Below are 24,098 nucleotides of genomic sequence, written 5' to 3' on the forward strand. Positions count from 1 at the left end.
AAAAAGCGAATGCACTTGTTGATCTACATAGATATCGCCCTATTCATTTTCATCGCCTTTTTCATAGGCTATGACCTATTTTTTACGTTGGCGTCCTTTTTTCGGAGGAGGCACCGGAAGCACCGGAGCATACGGCTCCAGAAGTTCGCCGTCATCTTCGCCGCCTATAAGGAAGACCAAGTCATACAGGAATCCGTGGAGCGCATCCTCTTGCAAGACTATCCGGCGGACAAATACCGGGTGATCGTGGTATCGGACCATATGCGGGAGGAAACGAACCAAGCGCTCGCCAAGCTCCCGATCGAGCTCCTCACGCCGGATTTCAAGCATAGCATGAAACATAAGTCCATCACCTACGCCTTGGAATACCTGAAAGAGGGAATCGATAAGGTCGTCATCCTCGATGCCGACAACCTCACGGATACGGATTTCCTGACCCGGGTCAACGATATCACGCAAGACAACATCGCCCTGCAAGCGCACCGTACCCTCAAGAACGACAATACGCCGATAGCGGTATGGGACGGTATCTCCGAGGAGATCAACAACACCATCTTCCGCAAGGGGCGGGTCAATGTCGGGATCTCCTCCTCCTTGATAGGCTCCGGCATGGTATTCGACTTCGGATGGCTGAAATCCCACATGCCCCAATGCGGCACTTTCGCCGAGGACAAGGAGCTGGAGATCTATCTCGCCACGGAAAATATCTTTGTCGATTACGCCGAGGACATCCTCGTGTACGACGAGAAGACCTCACGCCAAGAGGTCATGGCACGGCAAAGATCCCGCTGGTTCCACGCCCAACTGCTGGCATTCTCTTTGATCATACGGCATCTCGACCTCCGTACCCTCAACTGGAATTATATGGACAAGGCGGTCCAATGGTTCCCGCTCCCGAGAATATTAAAACTGATCATCCCGTCCCTCCTCGCCTTGGCATGGAGCCTCACGGTTTTCCCGCTTGCCCTGAAATGGTATGGGCTAATACTGGTCAGCATCTTGACGTATACGCTGGCTATCCCCCGGAAGATGCATACCCGGAAGCTCTACATGAACCTGTCGAAGCTCCCTTTTCTCTTTTGCGTCTTGATAAAAGGATATATAGCCTCCTTGCGCCGGGTGAAGGAGAAGGACACCAGCTTCCAGAGTACTCCTCATGACATAACGATAAAAAATAAAGAAAATAATGGCTAAAAAAGTATCCATCATCACCATCAATTACAATGGGAAGGATGATACCGTAGACCTAATCGAGTCGTTCGGTCGGTACGAAACCTATCCTTATGAGATTATCATCATCGATAATGGCTCGAAAAATTACGGCGAACACCATGTACTCAGTAAATATAGCCCCAAGCCAATAGTGATTCGCAGCGACAAGAACCTCGGGTTCGCCGGCGGGAACAACCTAGGGATTTCATACGCCGACGGTGATTATATCCTGTTTCTCAACAACGACACGATCATCAACCAACCGATACTGGAGAACCTAGCAAGGGCTCTCGACAACAATCCGCAAATAGGATGTGTCTCCCCCAAGATAGCGTGCTGGCCTGAGAAGAAGCAGCTACAGTACGCAGGCTCCACCCCGATGAGCCCGGTTACCCTCCGCAACGAGAATATCGGATTCGGTCAAACCGACACGGGACAATTCAATAAATCCCGCTATACGGCATTCGCCCACGGTGCGGCCATGATGATCCGGACCACGGATATCAAGAAGTTCGGGATGATGCCTGAATTTTATTTTCTCTATTACGAGGAGCTGGACTGGTGCGTGCAAATAAGGCGGGCCGGGCTGAAAATCTGGTACGAGGCTACCTCCACCGTCTATCATAAGGAGAGCATGAGCGTAGGGAAACAAAGTCCGCTTCAGGTCTATTATCATACCCGCAACCGCCTTTTATTCGCCAAACGATCGATCGATAAAAGGGATGAAAGGATTTACTCATACATCTACCAAACCCTAGTGGCTTTCCCGAAACGCCTCTCGATCTATCTCGTAAAAGGGAAATTCCGGCTGATCGGGGCGCTAGGCAAGGGATTAATAAACGGATTAATCGCAATCAACAAGGATATGAATTATGGAAAAGAGCTGTCAAGTCATTGAGATCCTCTTCTGGATCGGCATCGGGATCGTTTTCTATACCTATCTGGGGTATGGGATCGTATTATACCTTATGGTAAAGATCAAGGAGCTGTTCGTTAAACCCCGGCTCCCCCGCCTTCCCGAGACACTACCGGAGGCCACGTTGCTGATAGCCGCCTACAACGAGGAGGCGATCGTGGCGAGCAAGATGGTGAATTGCAGACAACTGGATTATCCGGCGGATAAGCTGAGACTGGTCTGGATCACCGATGGAAGCAATGACAACACGAATGAGAGACTGAAAGAGTACCCGGAGGTCACCGTACTGTACCAACCGCGGCGACAAGGAAAGACCGCCGCCTTGAACCGAGCCCTCCCCTACGTCAATACCCCCTACGTCATCTTCACCGACGCCAACACGATGCTGAACAAGGGCGCCATCAAGGAGATCATACGCCAGTTCAGCGACCCACGGGTAGGCTGCGTGGCCGGAGAGAAACGGGTAGAGATACAAGCCGAGCAGGGAGCCACCGCCGGAGAAGGCATATACTGGAAATACGAGTCCGCCCTCAAGCGACTGGACTACCGCCTATACTCCGCCGTCGGAGTGGCAGGCGAGCTCTTCGCCATCCGCACCTCCCTCTTCGAGCAGATGCCCCCGGATACCCTGCTGGACGATTTCATCCTCTCCCTGCGCATAGCGATGAGAGGCTACAAGATCGCCTACAGCAAAGAGGCGTACGCCCTCGAGAGCGCCTCCCTGAACATGCGGGAGGAGGAGAAACGTAAAGTACGCATATCGGCCGGAGGATTGCAATCGGTATGGCGGCTACGGGGATTATTGAATATCTTCCGGTACGGGATACTGAGCTTCCAATACATCAGCCACCGGGTACTGCGCTGGACGCTGACGCCGGTCGTGCTCTTCGCCCTCCTGCCCCTCAACCTTCTCCTAGCCTGTACCGGGCATACCCTTTACACGGTCATCCTTGCCCTGCAATTAGCGTTTTACCTGCTGGGATACTTGGGGTATAAAATGGAAAAACGGAACATCCGGAACAAGCTATTATTCATTCCTTATTACTTTTTATTCATGAATATCAATGTCATACGAGGGTATAGCTATCTCGCTAAGCATAAAGGCACAGGCGCTTGGGAAAAAGCCAAACGAGGCGCGGGATAAAAAAATAAAAAAATAGATGGATAAATAGTCGTTATATGTCGACTTTAATTAATACTTTTGCGCTATTGATACTATTTGAATATCAAGAAAACTAGAACACAATTTAGATACAATGGATAAATTGGCCTCAGAGTATAAAGTTCTTATCGTAGATGATGTCCCTACAAACGTCATGCTAGTACAAGCCATACTGAAGAAAGAGGGATATACGCTTTTGACTTGCGACAGCGGGACAAAAGCGCTACGCATAGCTAACGAGAAACACCCAAATCTGATATTACTCGATATCATGATGCCTGAGATGGACGGATATGAGGTCCTCCAGCATCTGAAAAGCAATCCCGAGACTACGGATATACCCGTGATTATCATGTCCGCCCTAAGCGATATGCAAAGCATCGTGAAAGGTTACCAATTGGGCGCCACCGAATACGTCACAAAGCCTTTCCAACGTGAGGAGCTGGTGAAGAGGGTGGCCCACCGCTACGAGCTTTACAGCATCAAGCGCATCAAGGCCGAGCTGGAGAACACGATCGAGTCTAGGGATACGCTATACTCCGTTATCGCCCATGACCTGCGTTCCCCGCTAGGCTCGTTGAAAATGATGAATAACGCCATCTTGATGATGGTGGACAAGGAGCGGGTAGGCGACGAGGTGTACGAGATGATCCAGATGATGAACAAGACCTCCGAGGAGATCTTCCTCTTGCTGGACAACCTGCTGAAATGGGCCAAGAACCGCTTGAACAAGCAGCACGTATATAAGCAACAGACCGACATAAACAGTATCATCGATAGTACCGCCGAGATGTATGTCCCGATGGCGGCGCAAAAAGGCGTGAAGATTATCCTAGAAAATCTGGATAAAGAGCTGGTAGGCTTGGTCGATATCGATATGCTCAAGACGATTATCCGTAACCTGATCTCTAACGCCATGAAGTTTAGTTTCGAGGGGGGCACGATCACCTTATCCTCACGCTCCGAGGGGGATTTCGTAACCGTTAGCGTGAAAGATACCGGCAAGGGCATCAAGAAAGAGGATCAAGACAAGCTCTTGAAACAAGACTCGCATTTCACGACCTACGGGACGAAGAACGAGAAAGGCTCCGGTCTGGGATTGATGCTTTGCAAGGACTTCGTGGAGCTTCATGGAGGAAAGCTTTGGTTCGAGTCCGAGGGCGAGGGCAAAGGAACGACCTTCCTGTTCTCGATGAAGGCGCTGAACCAAGAGGCATAGCCGATCGACGTACCGCCTGTCTCTACCGATCGTAGACAAGTGTCGTACAAACAAACTAAATATTTCGTATATTTGCATCCCGGATTAATATCCGGGATTTTTTTGTGTGCCGAGGTGACATTAGGTACATTATTATTTATCGTATAAACATTATTATCGTATGTATACCGTAATTAAACGTATGGAGATCTCCGCTTCCCATAGCTTGAGATTGTCCTACCCCAGCAAATGTGAGAATCTACATGGTCACAATTGGATGATCACGGTTTATTGCCGCTCCAAGGAATTAAACGCCGATGGCATGGTAGTCGATTTCAGTCATATCAAGAGATCGGTGAAATCCCTGTTGGACCACCAGAACTTGAACGATATCTTACCTTTCAACCCGACGGCGGAGAACATAGCCTTTTGGGTATACGAGCAGATCCCGTCTTGTTTCAAGGTAGAGGTAAAAGAGTCTGAGGGTAACACGGCGATCTATGAGGAAGATTAACGAGATATTCTACAGCTTGCAAGGCGAAGGGTTCCATACGGGGACTCCCGCCGTATTCGTCCGCTTCTCCGGTTGCAACCTGAGATGTAGCTTCTGCGACACCCGCCACGAGGAGGGCGTAATGATGACGGACGAGGAGATCGTGGAGAAGGTATCTTCCTTTCCCGCACGGATGGTAATCCTGACGGGAGGAGAACCTAGCCTGTGGATCGACAAGGCGCTTATATCCCGCTTACGTGAGGCGGGGAAACAGATCTGTATCGAGACCAACGGCACACGCCCCTTGCCCGACGGCATCGACTGGGTGACTTGCTCGCCCAAGGAGAACGCCCCGGTGGTATTGGAAAGAGTCGACGAGATAAAGGTGGTTTATACCGGGCAAGACCTGTCCGCATACGCCGAAATCCCCGCACGGTACCATTTCCTGCAACCCTGCTCCTGCCAAAATACGAAAGAGGTAGTGGATTACATCCTCCGGCATCCCCGGTGGAGACTAAGTCTGCAAACCCATAAACTGATCGATATCCAATAGATAGGATGAGACGGGGGCATGCCCCGTCTCTACTGCTATAGATAACGGACTTCTTTACCTCTCACGGCGTCATTCACCTCTCCATCGCCATAGGCCAACTCGCCATTCACGAAAGTCTTCCATACGCCATGGTGGAACGTATAGCCCTCGAAAGGAGACCAGCCGCATTTGTACAAGATATTCTCCTTCGATACCGTCCAAGTCTGCTCCGGATCGATCAATACGATATCGGCGTAGTATCCGGGACGAATGTATCCCCTCCTATCGATACGGAACAGCTCCGCCGGCATATGCGCCATCTTTTCGACCACCTTCTCGTACGTGAAACGGCCTTCCATCGCCAGCTCCAACATCGTGATCAAGGAGTGCTGGATAAGCGGTCCTCCGGAAGCCGCCTTCAAGCAAGAGCCTTGCTTCTCCTCCGGTAGATGCGGGGCATGGTCGGTAGCCACGATATCGATCGTATTGTTATTGACCGCCTCACGCAGCGCCGTGCGATCCTCGATCGTCTTGATAGAAGGATTCCACTTGATACGATTACCGAATTGGGCGTAGTCGCCGTCATGAAACCACAGATGGTGCACGCAGACCTCGCCGGTTATCTTTTTCTCGCTCAAGGGAAGATGGTTACTGAGCAACGATAATTCCTTCTCCGTGGAGAGATGCAGGATATGCAAACGGGAATCCAAGCGGGTAGCCAGTTCAACCGCCTCGGCCGAGCATTGGTAGCAGGCCTCCTCGCTACGGATCTTGCTATGGAAAGAGATATCCAGATCCTCGCCATGCAGGTTCGTGTAATACTGGATATTACGCCGGATCACCTCCTCTTTCTCCGCATGGATGGCGATCAGCATACCAGCCTCGCCGAAGATACGCTCCAACGAGTCTTTCTTGTCCACCAGCATATTTCCCGTAGACGAGCCGAGGAAGAGTTTCAGTCCCGGCACACGGCTACGATCCAGCCTGCGGATCTCGTCCATATTATCGTTTGTCCCACCGAAGAAGAAGGAGTAATTCGCACGGGAGACCTCGGCGGCACGGTTGAATTTCCATTCCAGATCGGCGATCGTCGTGGTCTGTGGCTTCGTGTTCGGCATGTCCATGAAGGTCGTCACGCCACCGGCCACGGCCGCACGGCTCTCGGTCCCGATATCCCCCTTATGGGTAAGCCCGGGGTCCCGGAAATGCACCTGATCATCGATGACGCCCGGTATCAACCATTTCCCCGTAGCGTCGATCACTTGGTTCGCCTCGGCACGCACGTTCCCGGGAACCTCCCCCTCGAACACCGCCGCGATCTTATCTCCCTCCACCAACACCGAGCCGATAAAAGAACGGCCCTCGTTGATGATTCTCGGATTTTGGATTACTATTTTATTCATCTTTCTTATCCTATTATAAATTGTCAAACTCTGTTTTCATTAGGCATGGCTCGCATGTTTCCTCGGATACTTCCTGAAGAAACTCCACCATTTCAATTGAAGGACGCCGAATAAAGCCTCCCCGAATATCGAAGAGTTCATCTTGGAGACACCCAAGGCACGGTTGATAAAGATGATCGGCACCTCCACGAGCTTGAAGCCGCACTTATAAGCCGTAAACTTCATCTCCACCTGAAAGGCGTATCCCTTGAAATGGACACGGTCCAGATCGATCGTCTCCAGCACCTCACGGCGGTAACATTTAAAACCCGCCGTCGTATCCTGTATCTTCATACCCGTGACGATACGGACATACACCGAGGCGAAATAAGACATCAACACACGGCCCAACGGCCAGTTCACCACATTCACCCCGTTGCAATACCTCGACCCGATGGCTACGTCGGCACCCTGCCCGGTACAAGCGGCGTATAGCTTCGGCAGGTCATTGGGATTATGACTGAAATCGGCGTCCATCTCGAAAATAAAATCATATTTATGCTCGATAGCCCATTTAAAACCCCGGATATAAGCGGTACCCAATCCCAGCTTCCCCTTACGCTCCACGATAAAAAGACGCTCCGGGAACTCCTTCTGCAAGCCCTTCACGATAGCCGCCGTCCCATCCGGAGAGCCATCATCGATCACCAAGATATGAAACACTTTCTCCAGCCCGAACACGGCACGAATGATATTCTCAATATTCTCCTTCTCGTTGTATGTAGGAATAATGACGATACTGTCTGACATATACTTTAATCAATTAATTTTTAGCTCATTATATATACGACTGTAAACCATTTGTAAATTACTCTCCAAAGTTACATATTTTTTCTGTGTAAATCTATCATCCAGTTAGCCCATTCGTCTGTTCCATGATAAGCAAATGTATTTTGGCTTTTCACCCAACTTCCCCGATTTCCCCCTAAATGCCTAATACTCAAATTAAGTTGCTTTATTCTTCCACTTTTATTCGATTATTCCAGCGTTTTTCCGTAAGTTTGTCTTCATTAATTTCTAACGCTTGTAAAATTAAGTACTATGAATATACAGCAACTCGAATATATCCTAGCGGTGGATACTTATCGTCATTTCGCAAAGGCAGCAGAGCATTGTAGGGTGACACAACCGACATTGAGTATGATGATCCAAAAGCTGGAAGACGAACTAGGTATTAAATTGTTCGATCGAAACCTGCAGCCCGTTCGCCCCACACCTGCCGGACGTAAGGTTATTGAGCAAGCGAGAAATGTCCTCTATCAAGCTTCTCTTATCAAAGATATCGTGAACGAGGAGGAACAGTCATTGAAAGGTACGTTCCGCTTAGCGGTGCTACCGACTATCGCCCCTTATTTGCTACCTCGCTTTTTCCAGCAATTATCGGAAAAGCATACGGATCTTGACATCCGTATGCTGGAAATGAAAACCGCTCCCACTATGGCCGCCCTGCAAAACGGGGAAATCGATGCCGCTATCATAGCGAACCAACCCACAGAATCCTATTTACAAGGAGACATATTATATTATGAGCAATTCTTCGGATACGTGGCTCATAATGAATCTATCTTCAAAAAGGATTTGATCCGTACCGCCGATATCAACGACGAGCGGTTGTGGCTGCTGGACGAGGGACATTGCTTCCGTGACCAGCTGATGCGTTTCTGCCAGATGGAAAAGGTAAAGGTTCGCCAAGCCGCTTACCGTTTAGGTAGCCTAGAGACATTTATGCGTATGGTGGAAAGCGGTAACGGTATTACGTTCATCCCGGAATTGGCTACCCTGCAATTAAGTAAAGAGCAGAAAGAATTGGTACGTCCGTTCGCCATTCCCAAGCCGACACGGGAGATCGTCTTTGTCACCCGTAAAGATTTTATCCGGCATACCGTAGCGGGTATTTTAATAGAGAGCATCAAGAAAGCGGTACCTAAAGAAATGTTGACTTTGCAGCCCGGACAAAAGGTTGTGTGATTTTTTCGATAAATCCCATAGGGTATTTCTTTTCTGAGCGATCCTATAAGTACAAAGTGATTATTTACCATTAAAACAATACAAATATGAAAGCGCTCTGTAAACAAACTATGGGATTTATCCTGATGATACTGTTGGCTTGCGGTGTAACCTCTATAAAGGCACAGGATAGCGCAGACGATGAGTTTATCACTGTCAGCGGTGTAGTAAAAGACAAGCAAACACGAAAAAAACTGGAATACGTAAATATCTCTATTCCGGGAACCAACGTGGGAACGATCACCAATAATGACGGTGAGTTCTCTATCAAAGTGAAAAACGGCCTCCATGCCAGACAAGTAGAAGTATCGCATATCGGATATTTGAATGGCTTGATCCCCGTGAACGATAAGGACATATTAGAATGTACGGTATTACTCGAACCGAACATGAATACGCTTAGCGAAGTCATTATCCGGGCCGGAGATCCTCGATATATCGTAGAGGAGGCGATTGAGAAAGTAAATAAGAATTACATCGCCACAGGTAGCATGCTTACCGGGTTCTACCGGGAGACCGCACAAAAAGGCCGTCGTTACATCAATATCTCGGAAGCGGTTATCGATGTTTACAAAACTCCCTATAAGGACAGGAACGTGGAACGGGATCGGGTACAGATCTATAAAGGACGTAAATTATTGAGCGAGAAGGCTAGCGATACATTAGCCGTGAAATTATTGGGAGGCCCAAACCTATCCGTTTACGTGGATGTGGTGAAGAATCCGGATTTATTGCTCGACCCGAATATCTTACCTTATTACGCCTTCCGTATGGAAGAAAGCGTGATGTTAAACGACCGACCGCATTACGTAATCAGTTTCCAACCTCAAGCGATCTTGCCTTACGCTTTATATTACGGCAAATTATATATCGATAAGGAACGGCTTTCCTTCAGCCGTGCGGAATTCGCCCTCAGCATGGATGACCGGAATAAGGCTACCGAGGCCATCCTCCGCAAAAAGCCTTTTGGCTTGCGATTTAAACCCGTGGAGGTAGCTTTCCTCGTAACTTACAAAGAACGTGACGGCATGAGCTATCTGAGTTATATCCGCAATGAGGTTCGCTTTAAATGCGATTGGAAACGAAAACTCTTCTCTACCAACTACACGATCGTATCCGAGATGGTCGTTACCGATGGTAAAGAACAAAATAACTCCATCCCCTACCGGATGTCTTTTAAAGCGGATCAGTCTCTATCCGACAAGGTATCGGACTTCGCCGACGAGAACTTCTGGGGAGCTTACAACATTATCGAGCCTACCGAGTCTTTGGAGAATGCGGTATATAAATTAAAGAAGCAACATAAAAATTGACCGTGTAAATATACTATCGACAATGATATGGACAAATCATTATCTTTGTCCATTATCAATTATCTGTTGAAACCAAATTATTATGGATTTGTTCGTACTCAAAAAGATCAAGGAAGGGGATATTAAAGCATTCGAAAGTATTTTCAGGCTTTATTATACCCCTCTTTGCCTGTACGCAACCAGTATAACAGGAGAGCAGGAAGTCGCGGAGGAGATCGTTCAGGACTTGTTTTATGTATTCTGGAAAGAAAGAGAATCTCTTCCAATCTTACGTTCCATCAAGAACTACCTTTATGGAGCTACCCGGAACCGGTCCTTACAATATCTGGAGCATCGGGAAGTACGATACCGATACCGGAATACGGTTTTAGCCGGAGAGAATCCGGAATCCGAATCGTATACCCCGCAAGATCAACTTGAGTACAAAGAATTGCAATCCTTGGTCAACCGGGCATTAGGTAAATTGCCCGAACGCCGCCTCCGGATCTTTCGGATGCACCGTTTCGAAGGAATGAAATACGCGGAGATAGCCTCCAGCCTCTCATTGTCCATAAAGACAGTAGAAGCGGAAATGACCAAGGCACTACAAACACTAAGAAAAGAAATCGAGAATTATACCTAACAGTTATGAATCAAATAGAAAAAAATAAATCGAAGACAGACCAAGCATGGGCACAATTATACACTCGCTTGGAGCAAGACGGGCTGCTGGATAAGCCAATTTCCGGTACACAAATCCCATACCGGATCGGACTCATGAAATGGGCCGCCGCTATCATTATACTTTGCGTATCGGTAGCTACAGCTATTTTCCTTGGACAAGAACGGACACCGGAGACCACTCTGCTCACCCTGCATAATAACGAGGCTTCCACCACCTTGGTCACGACTTTGGAAGACGGGTCTATCGTTTATCTGGCCGATAACAGCCAGTTAAGCTATCCGGAACATTTCCAAAGAGAAAAAAGAGAGGTGTCTCTATTAGGAAACGCCCTTTTTGATGTAAGCGGGAATAAGGAACGTCCTTTCCTAATCGAGACAGAGCAGGCCCGGATCGAGGTATTGGGAACCTCATTCAATATCAAAAGCTCGGATAAAAGCGCCTTTGAATTGGCCGTTCGCCGGGGATTAGTGAAAGTGACACTCAAGAAGAACGGAGAACAAACGCTGGTAAAGGCCGGTCAAACCGTATCCTTATTCTCCAACCGTTTACAAGTAGCTCCGACTCAAGATAACGAACAATTTTCCGATTACACCCGCCGTATCCAGTTTAAGGATGAGCGCTTAGGAGATATCTTGCATGTAATTAATCTGGAGTATCCGATGATGCCATTGAAGACAACGGCTGATTTAGAGAATAGACGGCTGACCGTTAGTTTCTATAATAACTCACCCGCAACGATGGCTGAACTGATCTGCGCGGCGTTAAAACTAAAATGTACGCAACAAAATAATATATGGATGATTTCCGAACCTTGAGACAGCTGATCGTAGGATGGTTGCTGTTACTCGTAGCTCTCATCCCTATGAATGCCCAGAATGGTAACGTACTGGGACAGGTCATACGATTGCCTAAATCAAAAGGAAATATCTACCAATTGCTGGGACTCGTCACGGAACGTTCCGGCTATCTTTTTATATACGACAGTAAGATTATCGATAATGAACAAACAACATCGATAAAAGGTGGAGATTATACGATACAAGAAGCTATATACGCTATTACCGGTAATAAAAATCTGGCGATCCGTACGATAGAGAACCATCTCTTGCTTTATCTGCCAGAGAGTCCCTCCGCTCCTAAAAGCGCATCCGTAACTCCCGATTCCATACAAACCTATTTCTCGATAGAAGGTTCTTTACAGGATCAATATACCCATGAGCCAATCGCGTTCGGATCGGTAGGAATCGGCGAGGCCGCTATCGGCACCATCACCAACCAGAATGGAGAGTTCCGATTGAAATTACCGGACTCACTCCGATTATCCAAGGTACGTTTCTCTCATATCGGCTATCTTCCCCAAGAGATAGATGGTCGGGAGTTAATAGATAAACATACCGTCTTATCCCTAGAGCCTAAAGTAATCTCCATCCAAGAAGTTATCGTGCGTCTAACCAATCCGAAACGCTTATTACAGGAGATGCTGGACGAGAGAAGAAGCAATTATTCCCAGCACCCGATTTACCTTACCACATTTTACAGAGAAGGCGTTGAACGTAAAAAAGGACTCGTAGGACTGACCGAGGCTGTTTTTAAGGTATATAAGGCATCTTACCACAGCAATGCCTTGGCCGATCAAGTGAAACTACTAAAGATGCGCCGCATCAGTAACGAGCAGGAAAAGGACACATTGATCACAAAAATGAAGTCGGGTATCTACTCCTGCCTTGTCTTGGACTTGATGAAACAGTTACCGGAGTTTCTGGATCCTAGCCCGGATTCACCCTATACATACGCCCATACCGACATCACGGTAGTGGGTGATCGACTTGCTAACGTCATCTCTTTCGAGCAACGAAAGAGTATCAATGAACCGCTTTATCGGGGACAGATATATATCGACATGGAAAATAATGCCTTATTAAGAGTGGACTTTGAGGTCAATCCCCAATATATCGAGCAAGCGGCCGGCATGTTCGTCGAGAGAAAAAGCCGGAATTTACGGATCACGCCCCAGAAAGTAGCCTATACGGTATCTTACAAGCAATGGAATGGCACCTACTACATTAACCATATCCGGGGAGATCTGCATTTTAAAATTAAAAAAAGAAGACAACTTTTTAACACAAATATTTTACATACTTGGTTCGAAATGGTTACCTGTAAGATAGATACAGCCAATGTGAACCGCTTCTCACGCATTGAATCCCTTCCCACCCGCACGGTTTTCTCGGATACTCACTTCAACTACGACGAGGGTTTCTGGGGAGATTTTAACGTAATATTACCCGAAGACAAACTGAATGAGGCTATTAGCAGAATCACCTCAAAGATAGAGGAAACGAACTACTAATCCCTTGAAAATCATAAAGAGAGCCTTTTCGCAAAGGCTCTCTTTATAGGTTTTTAATAGGTATTAGTCTTTAAGGCAAAAAGATTGTTTAGGTTATCTGCATGCAAAGATGGGCTAATTAATATAATTGAGCAAATAAAAAAAGATATTGTACAACACATTTTTTTAAGTTTATCGAAATTTCTTTGCAGCTTGTGTTACTTTTTAACAATTACAGACTCCAATAGATCATCTGATGGATGCTACCTCGATAGACTCCTTTCACGTCCGCCAACACGGCATGTTCGTTCGTGATCGACATGAAGTAGGACTCATCCAGCTTCAAATAAGTCGTATGAGCGACAGCTACCACTACCGCGTCATATTTCTTCCCGGGCCTCTCTACTAACCGGATACCGTACTCTTGCAATACTTCCAAAGGGGAAGCGAACGGATCCATCACATCGACCTCGGCTCCGAAGTCCTTAAACTCATTGATAATATCGGCTACTTTCGAGTTACGTATATCCGATACGTTTTCCTTAAAAGTCATACCCATCACCAACACATGCGCTCCTAGGATATTTTTCCCCTGCGAGATAATCTTTTTCACGACCTTCTTTCCGATATACCGTCCCATGGAATCGTTCACGTAGCGACCAGAGTTGATCATCTTCGTGTGATATTGCAATTCTTTGGCTTTATGCACCAGATAGTAAGGATCTACCCCTATACAATGCCCACCTACCAATCCGGGAGAGAAAGGCAGGAAATTCCATTTCGTTCCGGCGGCTTTCAAGACATCAAACGTATTTACCCCCATTCGATCGAAAATAATGGAAAGCTCGTTCATAAGGGCTATATTCACATCACGCTGGGTATTCTCGATAATCTTGGCGGCTTCGGCTACCTTGATACTAGGCGCACGGTGCACCCCCGCTTGAACGACCAGCTTATAGACTTCCGATATCGTTTCCAAAGCTTCGGCATCGCAGCCGGAAACGATCTTCACGGTATTTACCAAGGTATGTACCTTATCACCCGGATTGATTCGTTCCGGTGAATATCCAACCTTAAAGTCCTCTCCTACTCTCAACCCTGAAACCTCCTCCAAGATCGGGATGCAATCCTCTTCCGTACATCCCGGATATACGGTAGATTCGTATACTACATAATCGCCTCGTTTAAGGACTTTGCCTACCGTGCGAGTCGCACCCAACAAAGGGGATAGATCCGGCTCGTTATGGCTGTCTATCGGGGTAGGAACAGCTATCACGTAAAAAGAAGCCTCCCTTAGCTTCTCTATAGAAGAAGTAAATGTGATGTCCTTATGTTCAAATACCTCAGAGGAAAGCTCACCACACGGATCTATACCGTTCCGAAGCTTGTCCAAGCGATCCTCGTTGATATCAAATCCGATAACGGAAACATGTTTAGCGAATTCCATCGCGATAGGAAGCCCGACATATCCTAGTCCGATTAGGGCAAGTTTTGTTTGTTTATCTAGTAACTTTGTATACATCTTATTATTTCATCATTCTACTTAAAAAGTCCGGATTCCGACGAGTATCCCAAACAGACAAGATTGTATGCAAATGTAGCAATCTTCAGTTTACCTAACGGAATAAAGGACGTTTTATTTCATAAAGAAGGTCCCTTATCTCGTTTCCAAAATAAGGGACCTTGTCTTCTAAGTATAAATATGTTTCTTTTACTGCAAACGGCGAATACCTATAGCCTTGTTATATTGGGCTAAAGAAGCCTTTTGCTGATACCAAGTCTGGATCAAGCTACTGTAAGACTGAATCCATGACAATTGGGCGGAGAGCACATCCAAGATCGGTAGTTTACCCTCGTTGTAGCTGAAGGTATTCAAATCAAGGTTCTCCTCGGCAATCTTACAAGCCTCTTCCGCGACGGTAATTTGTTTCGTATACTCGGTTAGGCTTGTCCATGCGTTCGCTACCTCTTGAGCGATCTTATCACGCGTATTGTCCAAGGCGTATTCCTTACTACGAAGGATGGCCTTCTGGGAATTTACCTCCTTGAAACGGGCTCCCCAACGGAACAAAGGTATCTTCAAGGAAGCGAAGACGGCCGGAGTCCACAACTGGTCCGAACCTTTCACGTTCAACATCGGCGTACCCCAAGTACCTTGAAAACCGATCGCCAAAGACGGGTTATATTTCGCCTTCGACAAATTGATCTGTCTCTTTTGATACTCTATGTTCAACTCGGAAATAGCGTAGTCCGGACGATTCCGAAGAGCTACATCCTCTCCTACTTGCAACGGCAAGGCCAGATAGGTCGTAATGGAATCTTCCACCTCGATCGGGTCTAACGGAGACACACCCATCAATGAGTTCAAGTTCTGTAACGCGATCTGATATTCCTTATAAGCCGAGCTTTTATTCAATTCCGCTTCTTTCAAGCGGGACTCCACTTGCAATAAATCGGTCTTGCTGATCTGGCCGTCATTGAAACGGATCGTCAACACGTTCGCCAACTCCCCGACAATGTCTACATACTGACACATCACATCGTACATACCTTTACGTGCGGCGGCCGTCCAATAGTTCAAATCGGCGGAATAAACGATATTATCCGTTGTCAATTCTTCCGCTTGCTCGGTGATCTTGCCTTGTACCTGAGCTGCCTTATAGTTATTATAGATCTGTCCGCCGGCATAGATGGGCTGGCTCACCGTAGCGCCTAGGCTATACGTATTATGGTCCATCTCTACGGACATGCCCGGTCCGAAATCCAAATCATATTTATTGATACGGTACTGATAACTGCCGGAGAAGTCCACAGAAGGGAAGAAACCGGTCTTAGCGGCCTTGATCGCATGCTGCATAGCGATACGCTCCTCAGAGCTTTGCTTGATCTGACGGCTGTATTCAAGGACCCGTTCCTTATATTCCACAGCCGATAGCCGGGCGTCTTGCGCTTTAGCGGACAAGGCACCCAACAATAAACAACCTATGATTATTTTATTTCTCATACCTTTTACTCTGATTTAATCTTAAAGAAAACACAATAAGTAACCGGAAGCACGAAGATCGTCAAGATCGTAGATACGAACAGACCACCCATGATGGTAGCCGCCATACCGGCGAACATAGCGTCACCCAACAACGGCAACATACCTAAGATCGTCGTACCGGAAGCCATCGTCACCGGAACGATACGGGTTTTCGTTGCCTCTATCACGGCATTCACCGGAGACAAGCCCGCGTTCAATTGTAAACCGATCTCGTCCACCAGCACGATCGCATTCTTGATATTCATACCGATCAAGCCCAACAGACCCAGCATAGCAAAGAAGTCGAGGGACTTACCGAACACCAACAATCCCAATACCACACCAATGAAGATCAACGGCAGCATCGCCATGATCAATACCGGTTTCCGGTAATATTTCGGGAATAAGAATAACAAGGTGACATAAATCAAACCGAACATCAACGGGATATTAGCGGCGATCGCCTTATTACCTTTATCTTGCTCGGATTGCTCACCGAAATACGTCATCTTATATCCTTCCGGCACCTGAATCTTCTCCTGTACCTCTTTCCACAAATGACTGAAAGCAGCCATCGTATTGGCGCCACGCTTCGGCTCACACTGCATAAGCATACACGGCTCACGGTTGAATCGTCTCACTACGTTAAACTCATAATCCAGCGAGAAATCATCGATCACCTGCTCCACTTTTACCGAACGGCCTTTAGCGCTATAAACCGGCAAAGTCTTTATATCATTCAGACTGATAGAATCCTTATCCGCATCTTTCAGTAAGATCGGCATAAACACGTCGCCCTCACGATACTCACCCAAAGGTACGCCATTCGTAGCCGAACGCAAGGAATAAGCCACCTGCTGACGGGTAATACCCAGACGCAAACCTTTCTCTTGGGAATATAGCGGCTTCCATACCGGAACCTTGTTACCCCAACTATTGCGAACCTCCATCACCTGATCATAATTCCGGGCGATCTCCTGCGCCCTTTGCGTCAAGGCAACCAACGTATCTACGTTATCGCCGATAAAACCGATCTCGATCGCCGCATCCGGAACCGGAGACAAGGCGAACAAAGCCGAACGGGTCAATATATTCGGATAGTTAGCGACCATATAATCGTAGAACTTACCCTCTTCCGCTTGCGCATCCTCCGGATCTTGTGTCTCGATCAACACATTGGCGAAGTTTGGCTTCGGACCGATAGAAGAACTGGCCAAGTAATAACGTACCGGCGAACCTCCCAAGGTAAACGAGTATGATTTGATATTCTCATTCTTGCTGAGATATTCCTCCTCTATCTTCTTCACGTTCGTCTCCACGTCGTAGATGCTATATCCTTCCGGGAAGATCAAGTCCGCACGGAAATAAGGCTTGCTCATGATCGGGAAGAAACTCTGCGGCATGATGCTCATCACGAACAAGGAAAGGAATAACGTAGCTACCACGGTAGAGATCGTTACATATCTACGCTTGATCAAACGGCCCAATACCGACTCAAATTTATGATACAGCTTCGTATCGTACGGGTCTTTGCTCTCACCCGGTTTCGCCTCTTTCAAGATAAAATTACCGAAGGTAGTCGTTTGCGTCAAGGCCAAGACCCAGCTTAATCCCAAGGATACCGCCAATACGATAAACAACGGTTTCACGATCTCGGCCACGGATGCCGGTGCCAAGTACATCGGCAAGAAAGAACATACGGCGATAAAGGTAGCGCCCAACAACGCCCACTGCGGTTTCGTCGCGCCATCGATCAACGCCTGATAACGGGAAAGTCCCCGCTTGATACCGACTTGGGCATTATCCGTCACCACGATAGCGTTATCCACCAACATACCCATAGCGATAATAAAGGCCGCCAACGAGGTTCGGTTCAAGCCGACACCCCAGATCAACATGATCAATAAGGTACCACCTACCGAGAACAACAACGAACTACCGACCAACATACCGGCACGAGACCCCATCACGATAAAGATAATCACGATAACGATCAACAACGACTCGATCAAGTTCAAGATAAAACCGTTGTTCGCCTCATCCGCGATCTTGTTCTCCGGATAGATCGTTTTCAGGTCCATACCCACCGGGAACAGCTGCTCCATCTCCGCTAAATGATCCGCCACGGCGTTACCCACGGCAACCACATCGTCTTTCGAACCGGTAGCGACACCGATACCGATGGCACGCTTACCGTCCACACGCATCAGGTTCGAGGGAGGGTCCATATAACCACGCTCTACCGTAGCGATATCTCCCAAACGAACCTCACCGCCACTTTTCGTCACGATCAATTGGTCCCGGATATCTTGTATATCCTTATACGTACCTTCCGCACGCAAACGCAATTGATAATTACCGGTATTGATATCTCCCGTATTCACCAACAAGTTCTGCGTTTGCATCACCTGCTGGATAGCGTTCGGGTCGATACCTAGGTTAGCCAGTTTCGGGATAGAGATCTTTACGTTGACAACTTGTGTCTGTTCACCGAATAGGTAGACCTTCTGTACACCCGGTACAGGAGATAGCTCCGTCTTGATCTTTTGCGCCCAATTACGCAGGTCGTCGTAAGTATATCCCTCATCGGCCGTCAAGGCATAATAAATTCCGAATACGTCACCGAAGTCATCACTAACGGATATCGAGGAGGCGCCAGACGGAAGGCGGGGCTGTATATTCGCCACCTTACGACGCAACTCGTCCCACTTGACCGGCATATAATCCGGAGACAAGGTAGGCTGCAACTCAATAGAAATCTTGGACATACCGAAATAAGACTCAGATTTGATCTGGAACACATCCGACATAGCCTGAATCTCCCGTTCGATCGGCTCAGTCACCAGCTTCTCCACCTCCTGAGGTGTCGCTCCCGGATATTGGGTAACCAAAACCGCTTGCTTGATTACGAAGGGAGAATCTTCCTTCTTCGGCAATTTAAAGAAAGAATATATACCTCCTATCAGCATGACCGCTAGGAAAAAGTATATAATCTTCTGATTCTCTAAGGAATATTTTGGAATATTCATTGTTTATCTCTTAATCTGTTAATACTTTTACCTGTTGTCCATCCACCAAACGAGTGGCTCCGGCTGAGACAACCTGTTCGCCGGGTCGCAAGCCATCCGTTACGATCACGCCATCCTTGCCGATCAGCATAGACTCGGTAATCTTGCGACGCTCAACCTTTTGAGACTGCCCATTATAAACAAACACATACTTATCGCTATTGGCATCGTCAGCCACGACAGCGGCTAGCGGAACCAATACGGCGCCTTGCGTGAAACTCTCGCTATCCACGTTCAAGATCACACGGCAAGAGAAACCTACAGCTACCTTATATTTCTCTAAATTAAAGTTCGGATCGTCGATATACAGATATACGGGAACGCCGGAACCATCCGGAGAGGCTTCCACGTATTCTTTCACCTTCGCCTTGAAGCGAACGCCCTTGTAATTATCGAATTCCACATAAACAGAATAAGGAGAAGAGAAGTAATTGATATTACTCTCCGGCATCGTAAACACGACCTGTAACTTATTCGGGTTGATCAAGCAAACGATTCCTTGTCCGGCCTGTACCTTCTGGTAATTCTCCACATATTTCTTCTGGATAAATCCATCGAACGGCGCACGAAGCTTTGTCTGGTTCAATGTATTTTGCGCATACTCGAAAGCCGCCTTGGCATTTGAGTAAGAGGCTTCCGTAGACTCATACTCTTGCTTGGAGATAGCTTGTTTGGACAATAACTTCTTCGCACGTTGCAATTGCGCCTCAGCGGTCTGGAAAGACGCTTTCTTCGCCTCATATTCCCATTTAAAGTCCAGCGGATCGATCTCGGCCACGATCTGTCCCGTACGGACCTTCTGGCCTTCATCCACGTTTAATGAGATCAGCGGGCCGGACATCTTAAACGCCAAATCACTGAATTGATCGGGCGATACCACTCCACTGAATGATTTCTCAACCATGTTCAGAGAAGTAACGTCCGCCAATTTAACTGGACGAGGACCTTGCTCCTTAACGGGTGGTTGACTACAGGAAACCAATGCTGCCAAAACAAACACAGGGATTAATTTTCCTTTCATGATAACTTGCATTTTGTTATTTAATTATGATTTCTTTTTCTTCACAGTAAATATAAAACATTCTCGCCTAGAGATTGTTGAGCATAACGTGCCTTAAAAAGACCAACTACCATCATTCACGTATGCTTCCATCGGATTTTCTATCGAATCAGGCAAAGAAGGGAAAAAGTCAATTCCGGTAACCTTCTCAACGCTATCGATAGGGATCATCATCGATTTCAACGGAGTCTTTCCATAGTCTTTATTATCAAACAGAAAACCTACCCCTTCTGGTTTACCGTTCGTTATCGTACAGATTACCTTATAAAAGGTCTTCGGGATTCCCACCCGATTCTTGCCTAACCGTTTCAGGTCGTCCGTGATCACCGGGCCGGTCACGATCAACAAAGAGCCATTCTCTTTCGCCCACAAACGAGCCTGCTCTTCCAGATCTTTCCAGATACCCCGGTTCAAGCCGGGCTTTTGCGGACAGATATTACTTAGGTAGAACGATTCCCGCATGGCCTTGGCGGACCATTTCATATCGCCGGCAGGCGCCATATGCCCTCGGTCATAGCCGGAACGGGTATAGTCCTCGTTCATGGCGGTAGCCCCTTTCACCATGGGGTCCGAGACGAACTTATTAGACCGCTCGTTCTTCTTACTTGTCGCCTCTTTCGAGGTCAGTTCATAGGCTACCCAATTGGCGATCTTATAATCGGAATTATAAGAAACCGTATAGCCCTCATGCTTTATAACCTGCTCTTTTTGTTTATTCTTTAGTCTCGGTATCTCAGCTCCCTCTTGAAAAGTATAAGCGGTGGTCTCTTTCTTTGGGTTCGTCGTTTGCTTGTTTTTCGTCGCTTGCGCGGCTTTCTTACCCGATGTTCCGGAACCGCCCTTGTCCGAGATCTTCGGACGGACTATTGTCTCCGCCCGATCCTGTTTCTTCTCTACAGGCCGTGTCTTGGATACCGGATAAAACCAGTTATATATGAATAATACACCGATAAAACAAACAACTACCGCAAAAGCGCCAAGAAGCATCTTCTTTACAGAAGACATGAATGATGATGCCCGCTTCTTCTTGCTTTTCCGGGGTTGAGGCTTACCTTTCTTTTTTGCCATACCTAAAACTTCCTATTCTTAACCTTTCGTATTGGGCGCAAAAATAGATAAATCCGGCATGTTATACAACACTATTCTAGGATAGTATTGGTCTCGATTACTATAAAAGACGGCTTAATTTAATGCAGACAGCATCCGGTGCAAATTCTTAGGGAAAATCATCGGTTGAATAATAAATATCTGTAACTTTGCTTACGGTAACAGAGTGGTATTTAATTTGTCAACAAATATTTCTTATGGAAGAACTCTTTCGACTCGTACGGGATGAAAACGACATTGACAAAGCCTTGTCTATGATTCGTTCGGGCTACATGCTGGAACCGTCTTACAAGGACCAATACAATTGCAGTCTCTTGTTCCATGCCGTTTATCGGAAAAGCCTGGAGCTGGTCAAAACACTGGTGGAAAAAGGCTTTGACGTGAATGACAGGTTGCCCGATGGTGCGACACCCTTGATGTCTGCGGCCAAAAACAATGTCATCGACATTGCAGAATACCTGCTGGAGAATGGGGCGGAGCTGGACGCGTGTGACGAGGAAGGTTGGACTGCCTTAATGACTTCCGCTTCTTTCAAACATTTCGACATGATGCGTTTTTTGGTTGAAAAAGGCGCAAATATTCATGCAAGAGCCAACTGGGGATACACAGTCCTGTTCTATGCCGTGATAAAAGGAAGCCTTGCCGATGTCCGATACTTGGTAGATAAAGGTGCGGACGCCAACGACAAGAACGATGGCGACCGAACCGTACTGATGGACGCGGTAACAAGAAACGACCCGGAAATGGTACGTTTTCTCATAGAACGAGGTGCCGATGTGAAGATACGGACAACTGAAAACAACTGTTGCGTGTTGGGAGAAGCCGCCCGTTGGGCTAACGCAGAGATTGTGCAACTGTTAATTGAGCATGGCGCGGATGTCAATAATGTCGATACGATGGGAATGACCCCATTGTTGTATGCTGCCACACACGATAATGTCGAAGCTGCCCAAATGTTGATAGAAAACGGAGCTAACCTAGAAACTCGCGAACGATATAAAGGTTTCACCCCTTTGCTGTATGCCTGCCATTTGCTCAAGCCGAAAATCATACCTTTGCTGGTAGAGAAAGGGGCAGATTTAAACGCAAAAGACAAGAAAGGCAAGACCCCATTGGGGAATGCCTGCAAAAAAGGAGGGCTTGAAATAGTGAAGTACTTAGTGGAACATGGAGCCGGTTTACAGGTCGGCAAAAAGAATGTAGCGGATGTGGTAAAAGACAAAGCGATCAAGCAGTATCTTTCCGAATTGCCATGAATCTCATATTGAATCAGACAATCCTTAATAAATTACTGTAGTTATGTCAATGCATGCAATAGAAAGTTTGGTGGAATATTCCGTAATAACCATAGCGACCGCTTCGCCTGTTCCGCCTACGGCACAAAGACTGCGGGTACACGGCCTTGCGAGTTCGTGACGAACTGGAAAAATCGGTTATCTCTCCCTGCTCTCACCGGAGCAATTGCCCGAACCCGAGCGTTCTGAACACTGAGCCACATTCTTTTGTACGCATTCCCTACTTGTATTGGCATAACAATAGACACAGAAATGGCGGCAAGTGTTATACCTACCGATATCTTTGCTTATCATGCAACTACAGGCTTTCCGTTGGCCTTTGTCTTTTAGCTCTTTGCGTTTGTCGGGTAAAGCGGGAAACGTACCAAAAAGATCCGGTTCGGGTAATTGGCCTGTTCGAAGATAATAAACCAATTCATAATCCTCCCCAAACACACGCTCCATTAAATCACCGTCGATACACCGGTTATGCTCAATGCCATAAACCGCAAGGTCAATGTCCTCGGCACAAGTAGCGAGTGTCACATTCCAACCAGTAGAAGCCCAAATTTCCCTCAACTTCACCAATCCCTCTACAGTTTCTTGACGTTGCATCGCATTCATCTCAGCGGTTTCCACATCCTCTTTCGTAAAGCAATTCGTCTCTTTTATAAGATTGTTCTGTACCTTACGATACGCCTTTACATCTACGAAACTGAACACGAGCTTATCAGTATATCCTTTCAACTGATTGCCGATCTTCCAAATACGGCTAAGCAGGACACGAGGCGTGATAGATGGAGTCATAATCAACGGATCAAATCGCCAGATCACCCGTTCCTTCCCTATCATTTCCGACAACTCCCGAAATGTCTCCACCCGTTGCGTAACGCTCGGCACATTCGGCTCAAAGCCTTCGCTCACATAGTCATTCAACGTGAACTGGAAATAATAATGGATACCCCTCCTATCCAACTCATGCAAATAAGGCAATATCAGCTTCGGGTTCTTTGTCCAAAACACGATTGCCTTACACCGCTCAAACGACACATACATCTTCCGCCGATTAAACGGATTATACCAAACACAATACCCCTTGGCCAAACGATTAAAGAACCACTTGGCATAAAAGGCCGGAATATCCGTTGACCGGCTGGCCGAAATGATGATGGGAGCAAGTATCATTCTATTTTATATTTTTCACCTATTATAATTTCAATGCTATTCATTAATACTCCTTAAAGCATATTCAACGTTCATGCCTTACAGCAAATAAAAGAATATAGACAAATCATT

At 47.0% G+C, this 24,098-nt stretch carries 20 protein-coding genes; 12 read left to right on the forward strand and 8 right to left on the reverse strand.

The window, feature by feature from the left end; all coding sequences use genetic code 11:
- Nucleotides 1-9: 9 nt before the first annotated feature.
- The 6 genes from DW033_RS16445 (at nucleotide 10) to DW033_RS16470 (ending at nucleotide 5,534) form a co-directional block, all read left to right on the forward strand.
- Entirely contained in the window at nucleotides 10-1,194 is a 1,185-nt protein-coding gene (locus DW033_RS16445; protein WP_122382939.1) for a glycosyltransferase family 2 protein, read from the forward strand.
- Entirely contained in the window at nucleotides 1,187-2,110 is a 924-nt protein-coding gene (locus DW033_RS16450) for a glycosyltransferase family 2 protein (RefSeq protein WP_048927376.1), read from the forward strand. Before DW033_RS16445 ends, DW033_RS16450 begins: the two co-directional genes overlap by 8 nt.
- Nucleotides 2,085-3,272 (forward strand): glycosyltransferase family 2 protein, encoded by a 1,188-nt coding sequence (locus DW033_RS16455; RefSeq protein ID WP_122382940.1) that lies wholly within the window; start codon nucleotides 2,085-2,087, stop codon nucleotides 3,270-3,272. The genes DW033_RS16450 and DW033_RS16455 overlap by 26 nt, the downstream gene beginning before the upstream one ends.
- 112 nt (nucleotides 3,273-3,384) lie before the next feature.
- Entirely contained in the window at nucleotides 3,385-4,509 is a 1,125-nt protein-coding gene (locus tag DW033_RS16460) for a hybrid sensor histidine kinase/response regulator (protein ID WP_005856527.1), read from the forward strand.
- Between the two features lie 160 nt (nucleotides 4,510-4,669).
- The gene (locus DW033_RS16465) at nucleotides 4,670-5,002 is read left to right on the forward strand and encodes a 6-carboxytetrahydropterin synthase (RefSeq protein ID WP_005856525.1); all 333 of its coding nucleotides are present in this window, start codon (nucleotides 4,670-4,672) and stop codon (nucleotides 5,000-5,002) included.
- The gene (locus tag DW033_RS16470; RefSeq protein WP_005868354.1) at nucleotides 4,989-5,534 is read left to right on the forward strand and encodes a radical SAM protein; all 546 of its coding nucleotides are present in this window, start codon (nucleotides 4,989-4,991) and stop codon (nucleotides 5,532-5,534) included. Before DW033_RS16465 ends, DW033_RS16470 begins: the two co-directional genes overlap by 14 nt.
- Before the next feature lie 35 nt (nucleotides 5,535-5,569).
- Here DW033_RS16470 and DW033_RS16475 read toward each other — a convergent pair whose 3' ends face one another.
- Complete coding sequence (locus DW033_RS16475; protein ID WP_122382941.1) at nucleotides 5,570-6,916, reverse strand: dihydroorotase; 1,347 nt, start codon at nucleotides 6,914-6,916, stop codon at nucleotides 5,570-5,572.
- A 39-nt stretch (nucleotides 6,917-6,955) separates the two neighbouring features.
- Nucleotides 6,956-7,705 (reverse strand): polyprenol monophosphomannose synthase, encoded by a 750-nt coding sequence (locus tag DW033_RS16480; RefSeq protein ID WP_005856519.1) that lies wholly within the window; start codon nucleotides 7,703-7,705, stop codon nucleotides 6,956-6,958.
- A gap of 291 nt (nucleotides 7,706-7,996) precedes the next feature.
- On the opposite strand from DW033_RS16480, the gene DW033_RS16485 reads away from it, so the two are divergent.
- From DW033_RS16485 to DW033_RS16505, 5 genes are all read left to right on the forward strand, one after another.
- On the forward strand, nucleotides 7,997-8,923 hold the full coding sequence (locus DW033_RS16485; RefSeq protein ID WP_005868349.1) for a hydrogen peroxide-inducible genes activator: 927 nt from the start codon (nucleotides 7,997-7,999) through the stop codon (nucleotides 8,921-8,923).
- A gap of 86 nt (nucleotides 8,924-9,009) precedes the next feature.
- Nucleotides 9,010-10,275, forward strand: a complete 1,266-nt coding sequence (locus DW033_RS16490) for a carboxypeptidase-like regulatory domain-containing protein (protein ID WP_005868347.1) — start codon at nucleotides 9,010-9,012, stop codon at nucleotides 10,273-10,275.
- 82 nt (nucleotides 10,276-10,357) lie between these two features.
- A complete protein-coding gene (locus DW033_RS16495; RefSeq protein ID WP_005856513.1) occupies nucleotides 10,358-10,897 on the forward strand; it encodes an RNA polymerase sigma-70 factor in 540 nt (179 codons plus the stop codon).
- A 5-nt stretch (nucleotides 10,898-10,902) separates the two neighbouring features.
- A complete protein-coding gene (locus DW033_RS16500; RefSeq protein WP_005868343.1) occupies nucleotides 10,903-11,754 on the forward strand; it encodes a FecR family protein in 852 nt (283 codons plus the stop codon).
- Nucleotides 11,733-13,289 (forward strand): STN and carboxypeptidase regulatory-like domain-containing protein, encoded by a 1,557-nt coding sequence (locus DW033_RS16505; RefSeq protein WP_122382942.1) that lies wholly within the window; start codon nucleotides 11,733-11,735, stop codon nucleotides 13,287-13,289. The genes DW033_RS16500 and DW033_RS16505 overlap by 22 nt, the downstream gene beginning before the upstream one ends.
- Before the next feature lie 211 nt (nucleotides 13,290-13,500).
- On the opposite strand, the gene DW033_RS16510 is transcribed toward DW033_RS16505, so the two are convergent.
- From DW033_RS16510 to DW033_RS16530, 5 genes are all read right to left on the reverse strand, one after another.
- Nucleotides 13,501-14,790, reverse strand: a complete 1,290-nt coding sequence (locus DW033_RS16510) for a nucleotide sugar dehydrogenase (protein WP_122382943.1) — start codon at nucleotides 14,788-14,790, stop codon at nucleotides 13,501-13,503.
- Between the two features lie 189 nt (nucleotides 14,791-14,979).
- Nucleotides 14,980-16,272, reverse strand: coding sequence for a TolC family protein (locus DW033_RS16515; RefSeq protein ID WP_009276023.1), 1,293 nt, complete (start codon nucleotides 16,270-16,272; stop codon nucleotides 14,980-14,982).
- 5 nt (nucleotides 16,273-16,277) lie between these two features.
- Complete coding sequence (locus tag DW033_RS16520) at nucleotides 16,278-19,322, reverse strand: efflux RND transporter permease subunit (RefSeq protein WP_005868335.1); 3,045 nt, start codon at nucleotides 19,320-19,322, stop codon at nucleotides 16,278-16,280.
- Between the two features lie 10 nt (nucleotides 19,323-19,332).
- Nucleotides 19,333-20,382, reverse strand: a complete 1,050-nt coding sequence (locus tag DW033_RS16525) for an efflux RND transporter periplasmic adaptor subunit (protein WP_008778321.1) — start codon at nucleotides 20,380-20,382, stop codon at nucleotides 19,333-19,335.
- Between the two features lie 93 nt (nucleotides 20,383-20,475).
- Nucleotides 20,476-21,489, reverse strand: a complete 1,014-nt coding sequence (locus DW033_RS16530; RefSeq protein WP_122379713.1) for a DNA/RNA non-specific endonuclease — start codon at nucleotides 21,487-21,489, stop codon at nucleotides 20,476-20,478.
- A 236-nt stretch (nucleotides 21,490-21,725) separates the two neighbouring features.
- Between DW033_RS16530 and DW033_RS16535 the strand changes: the two genes are divergently transcribed.
- On the forward strand, nucleotides 21,726-22,784 hold the full coding sequence (locus DW033_RS16535) for an ankyrin repeat domain-containing protein (RefSeq protein WP_122382944.1): 1,059 nt from the start codon (nucleotides 21,726-21,728) through the stop codon (nucleotides 22,782-22,784).
- 177 nt (nucleotides 22,785-22,961) lie between these two features.
- On the opposite strand, the gene DW033_RS16545 is transcribed toward DW033_RS16535, so the two are convergent.
- Entirely contained in the window at nucleotides 22,962-23,987 is a 1,026-nt protein-coding gene (locus DW033_RS16545) for a DUF1848 domain-containing protein (protein WP_122382945.1), read from the reverse strand.
- Between the last annotated feature and the right edge of the window lie 111 nt (nucleotides 23,988-24,098).

The organism is Parabacteroides sp. AF39-10AC (assembly GCF_003635405.1).
Classification (GTDB): Bacteria; Bacteroidota; Bacteroidia; order Bacteroidales; family Tannerellaceae; genus Parabacteroides; species Parabacteroides distasonis.

Bases quoted from the DNA above. Each gene is read 5' to 3' on its own strand.
- DW033_RS16445 (WP_122382939.1), top strand. From the start codon at position 10: ATGCACTTGTTGATCTACATAGATATCGCCCTATTCATTTTCATCGCC.
- DW033_RS16450 (WP_048927376.1), top strand. From the start codon at position 1,187: ATGGCTAAAAAAGTATCCATCATCACCATCAATTACAATGGGAAGGAT.
- DW033_RS16455 (WP_122382940.1), top strand. From the start codon at position 2,085: ATGGAAAAGAGCTGTCAAGTCATTGAGATCCTCTTCTGGATCGGCATC.
- DW033_RS16460 (WP_005856527.1), top strand. From the start codon at position 3,385: ATGGATAAATTGGCCTCAGAGTATAAAGTTCTTATCGTAGATGATGTC.
- DW033_RS16465 (WP_005856525.1), top strand. From the start codon at position 4,670: ATGTATACCGTAATTAAACGTATGGAGATCTCCGCTTCCCATAGCTTG.
- DW033_RS16470 (WP_005868354.1), top strand. From the start codon at position 4,989: ATGAGGAAGATTAACGAGATATTCTACAGCTTGCAAGGCGAAGGGTTC.
- DW033_RS16475 (WP_122382941.1), bottom strand. From the start codon at position 6,916: ATGAATAAAATAGTAATCCAAAATCCGAGAATCATCAACGAGGGCCGT.
- DW033_RS16480 (WP_005856519.1), bottom strand. From the start codon at position 7,705: ATGTCAGACAGTATCGTCATTATTCCTACATACAACGAGAAGGAGAAT.
- DW033_RS16485 (WP_005868349.1), top strand. From the start codon at position 7,997: ATGAATATACAGCAACTCGAATATATCCTAGCGGTGGATACTTATCGT.
- DW033_RS16490 (WP_005868347.1), top strand. From the start codon at position 9,010: ATGAAAGCGCTCTGTAAACAAACTATGGGATTTATCCTGATGATACTG.
- DW033_RS16495 (WP_005856513.1), top strand. From the start codon at position 10,358: ATGGATTTGTTCGTACTCAAAAAGATCAAGGAAGGGGATATTAAAGCA.
- DW033_RS16500 (WP_005868343.1), top strand. From the start codon at position 10,903: ATGAATCAAATAGAAAAAAATAAATCGAAGACAGACCAAGCATGGGCA.
- DW033_RS16505 (WP_122382942.1), top strand. From the start codon at position 11,733: ATGGATGATTTCCGAACCTTGAGACAGCTGATCGTAGGATGGTTGCTG.
- DW033_RS16510 (WP_122382943.1), bottom strand. From the start codon at position 14,790: ATGTATACAAAGTTACTAGATAAACAAACAAAACTTGCCCTAATCGGA.
- DW033_RS16515 (WP_009276023.1), bottom strand. From the start codon at position 16,272: ATGAGAAATAAAATAATCATAGGTTGTTTATTGTTGGGTGCCTTGTCC.
- DW033_RS16520 (WP_005868335.1), bottom strand. From the start codon at position 19,322: ATGAATATTCCAAAATATTCCTTAGAGAATCAGAAGATTATATACTTT.
- DW033_RS16525 (WP_008778321.1), bottom strand. From the start codon at position 20,382: ATGAAAGGAAAATTAATCCCTGTGTTTGTTTTGGCAGCATTGGTTTCC.
- DW033_RS16530 (WP_122379713.1), bottom strand. From the start codon at position 21,489: ATGGCAAAAAAGAAAGGTAAGCCTCAACCCCGGAAAAGCAAGAAGAAG.
- DW033_RS16535 (WP_122382944.1), top strand. From the start codon at position 21,726: ATGGAAGAACTCTTTCGACTCGTACGGGATGAAAACGACATTGACAAA.
- DW033_RS16545 (WP_122382945.1), bottom strand. From the start codon at position 23,987: ATGATACTTGCTCCCATCATCATTTCGGCCAGCCGGTCAACGGATATT.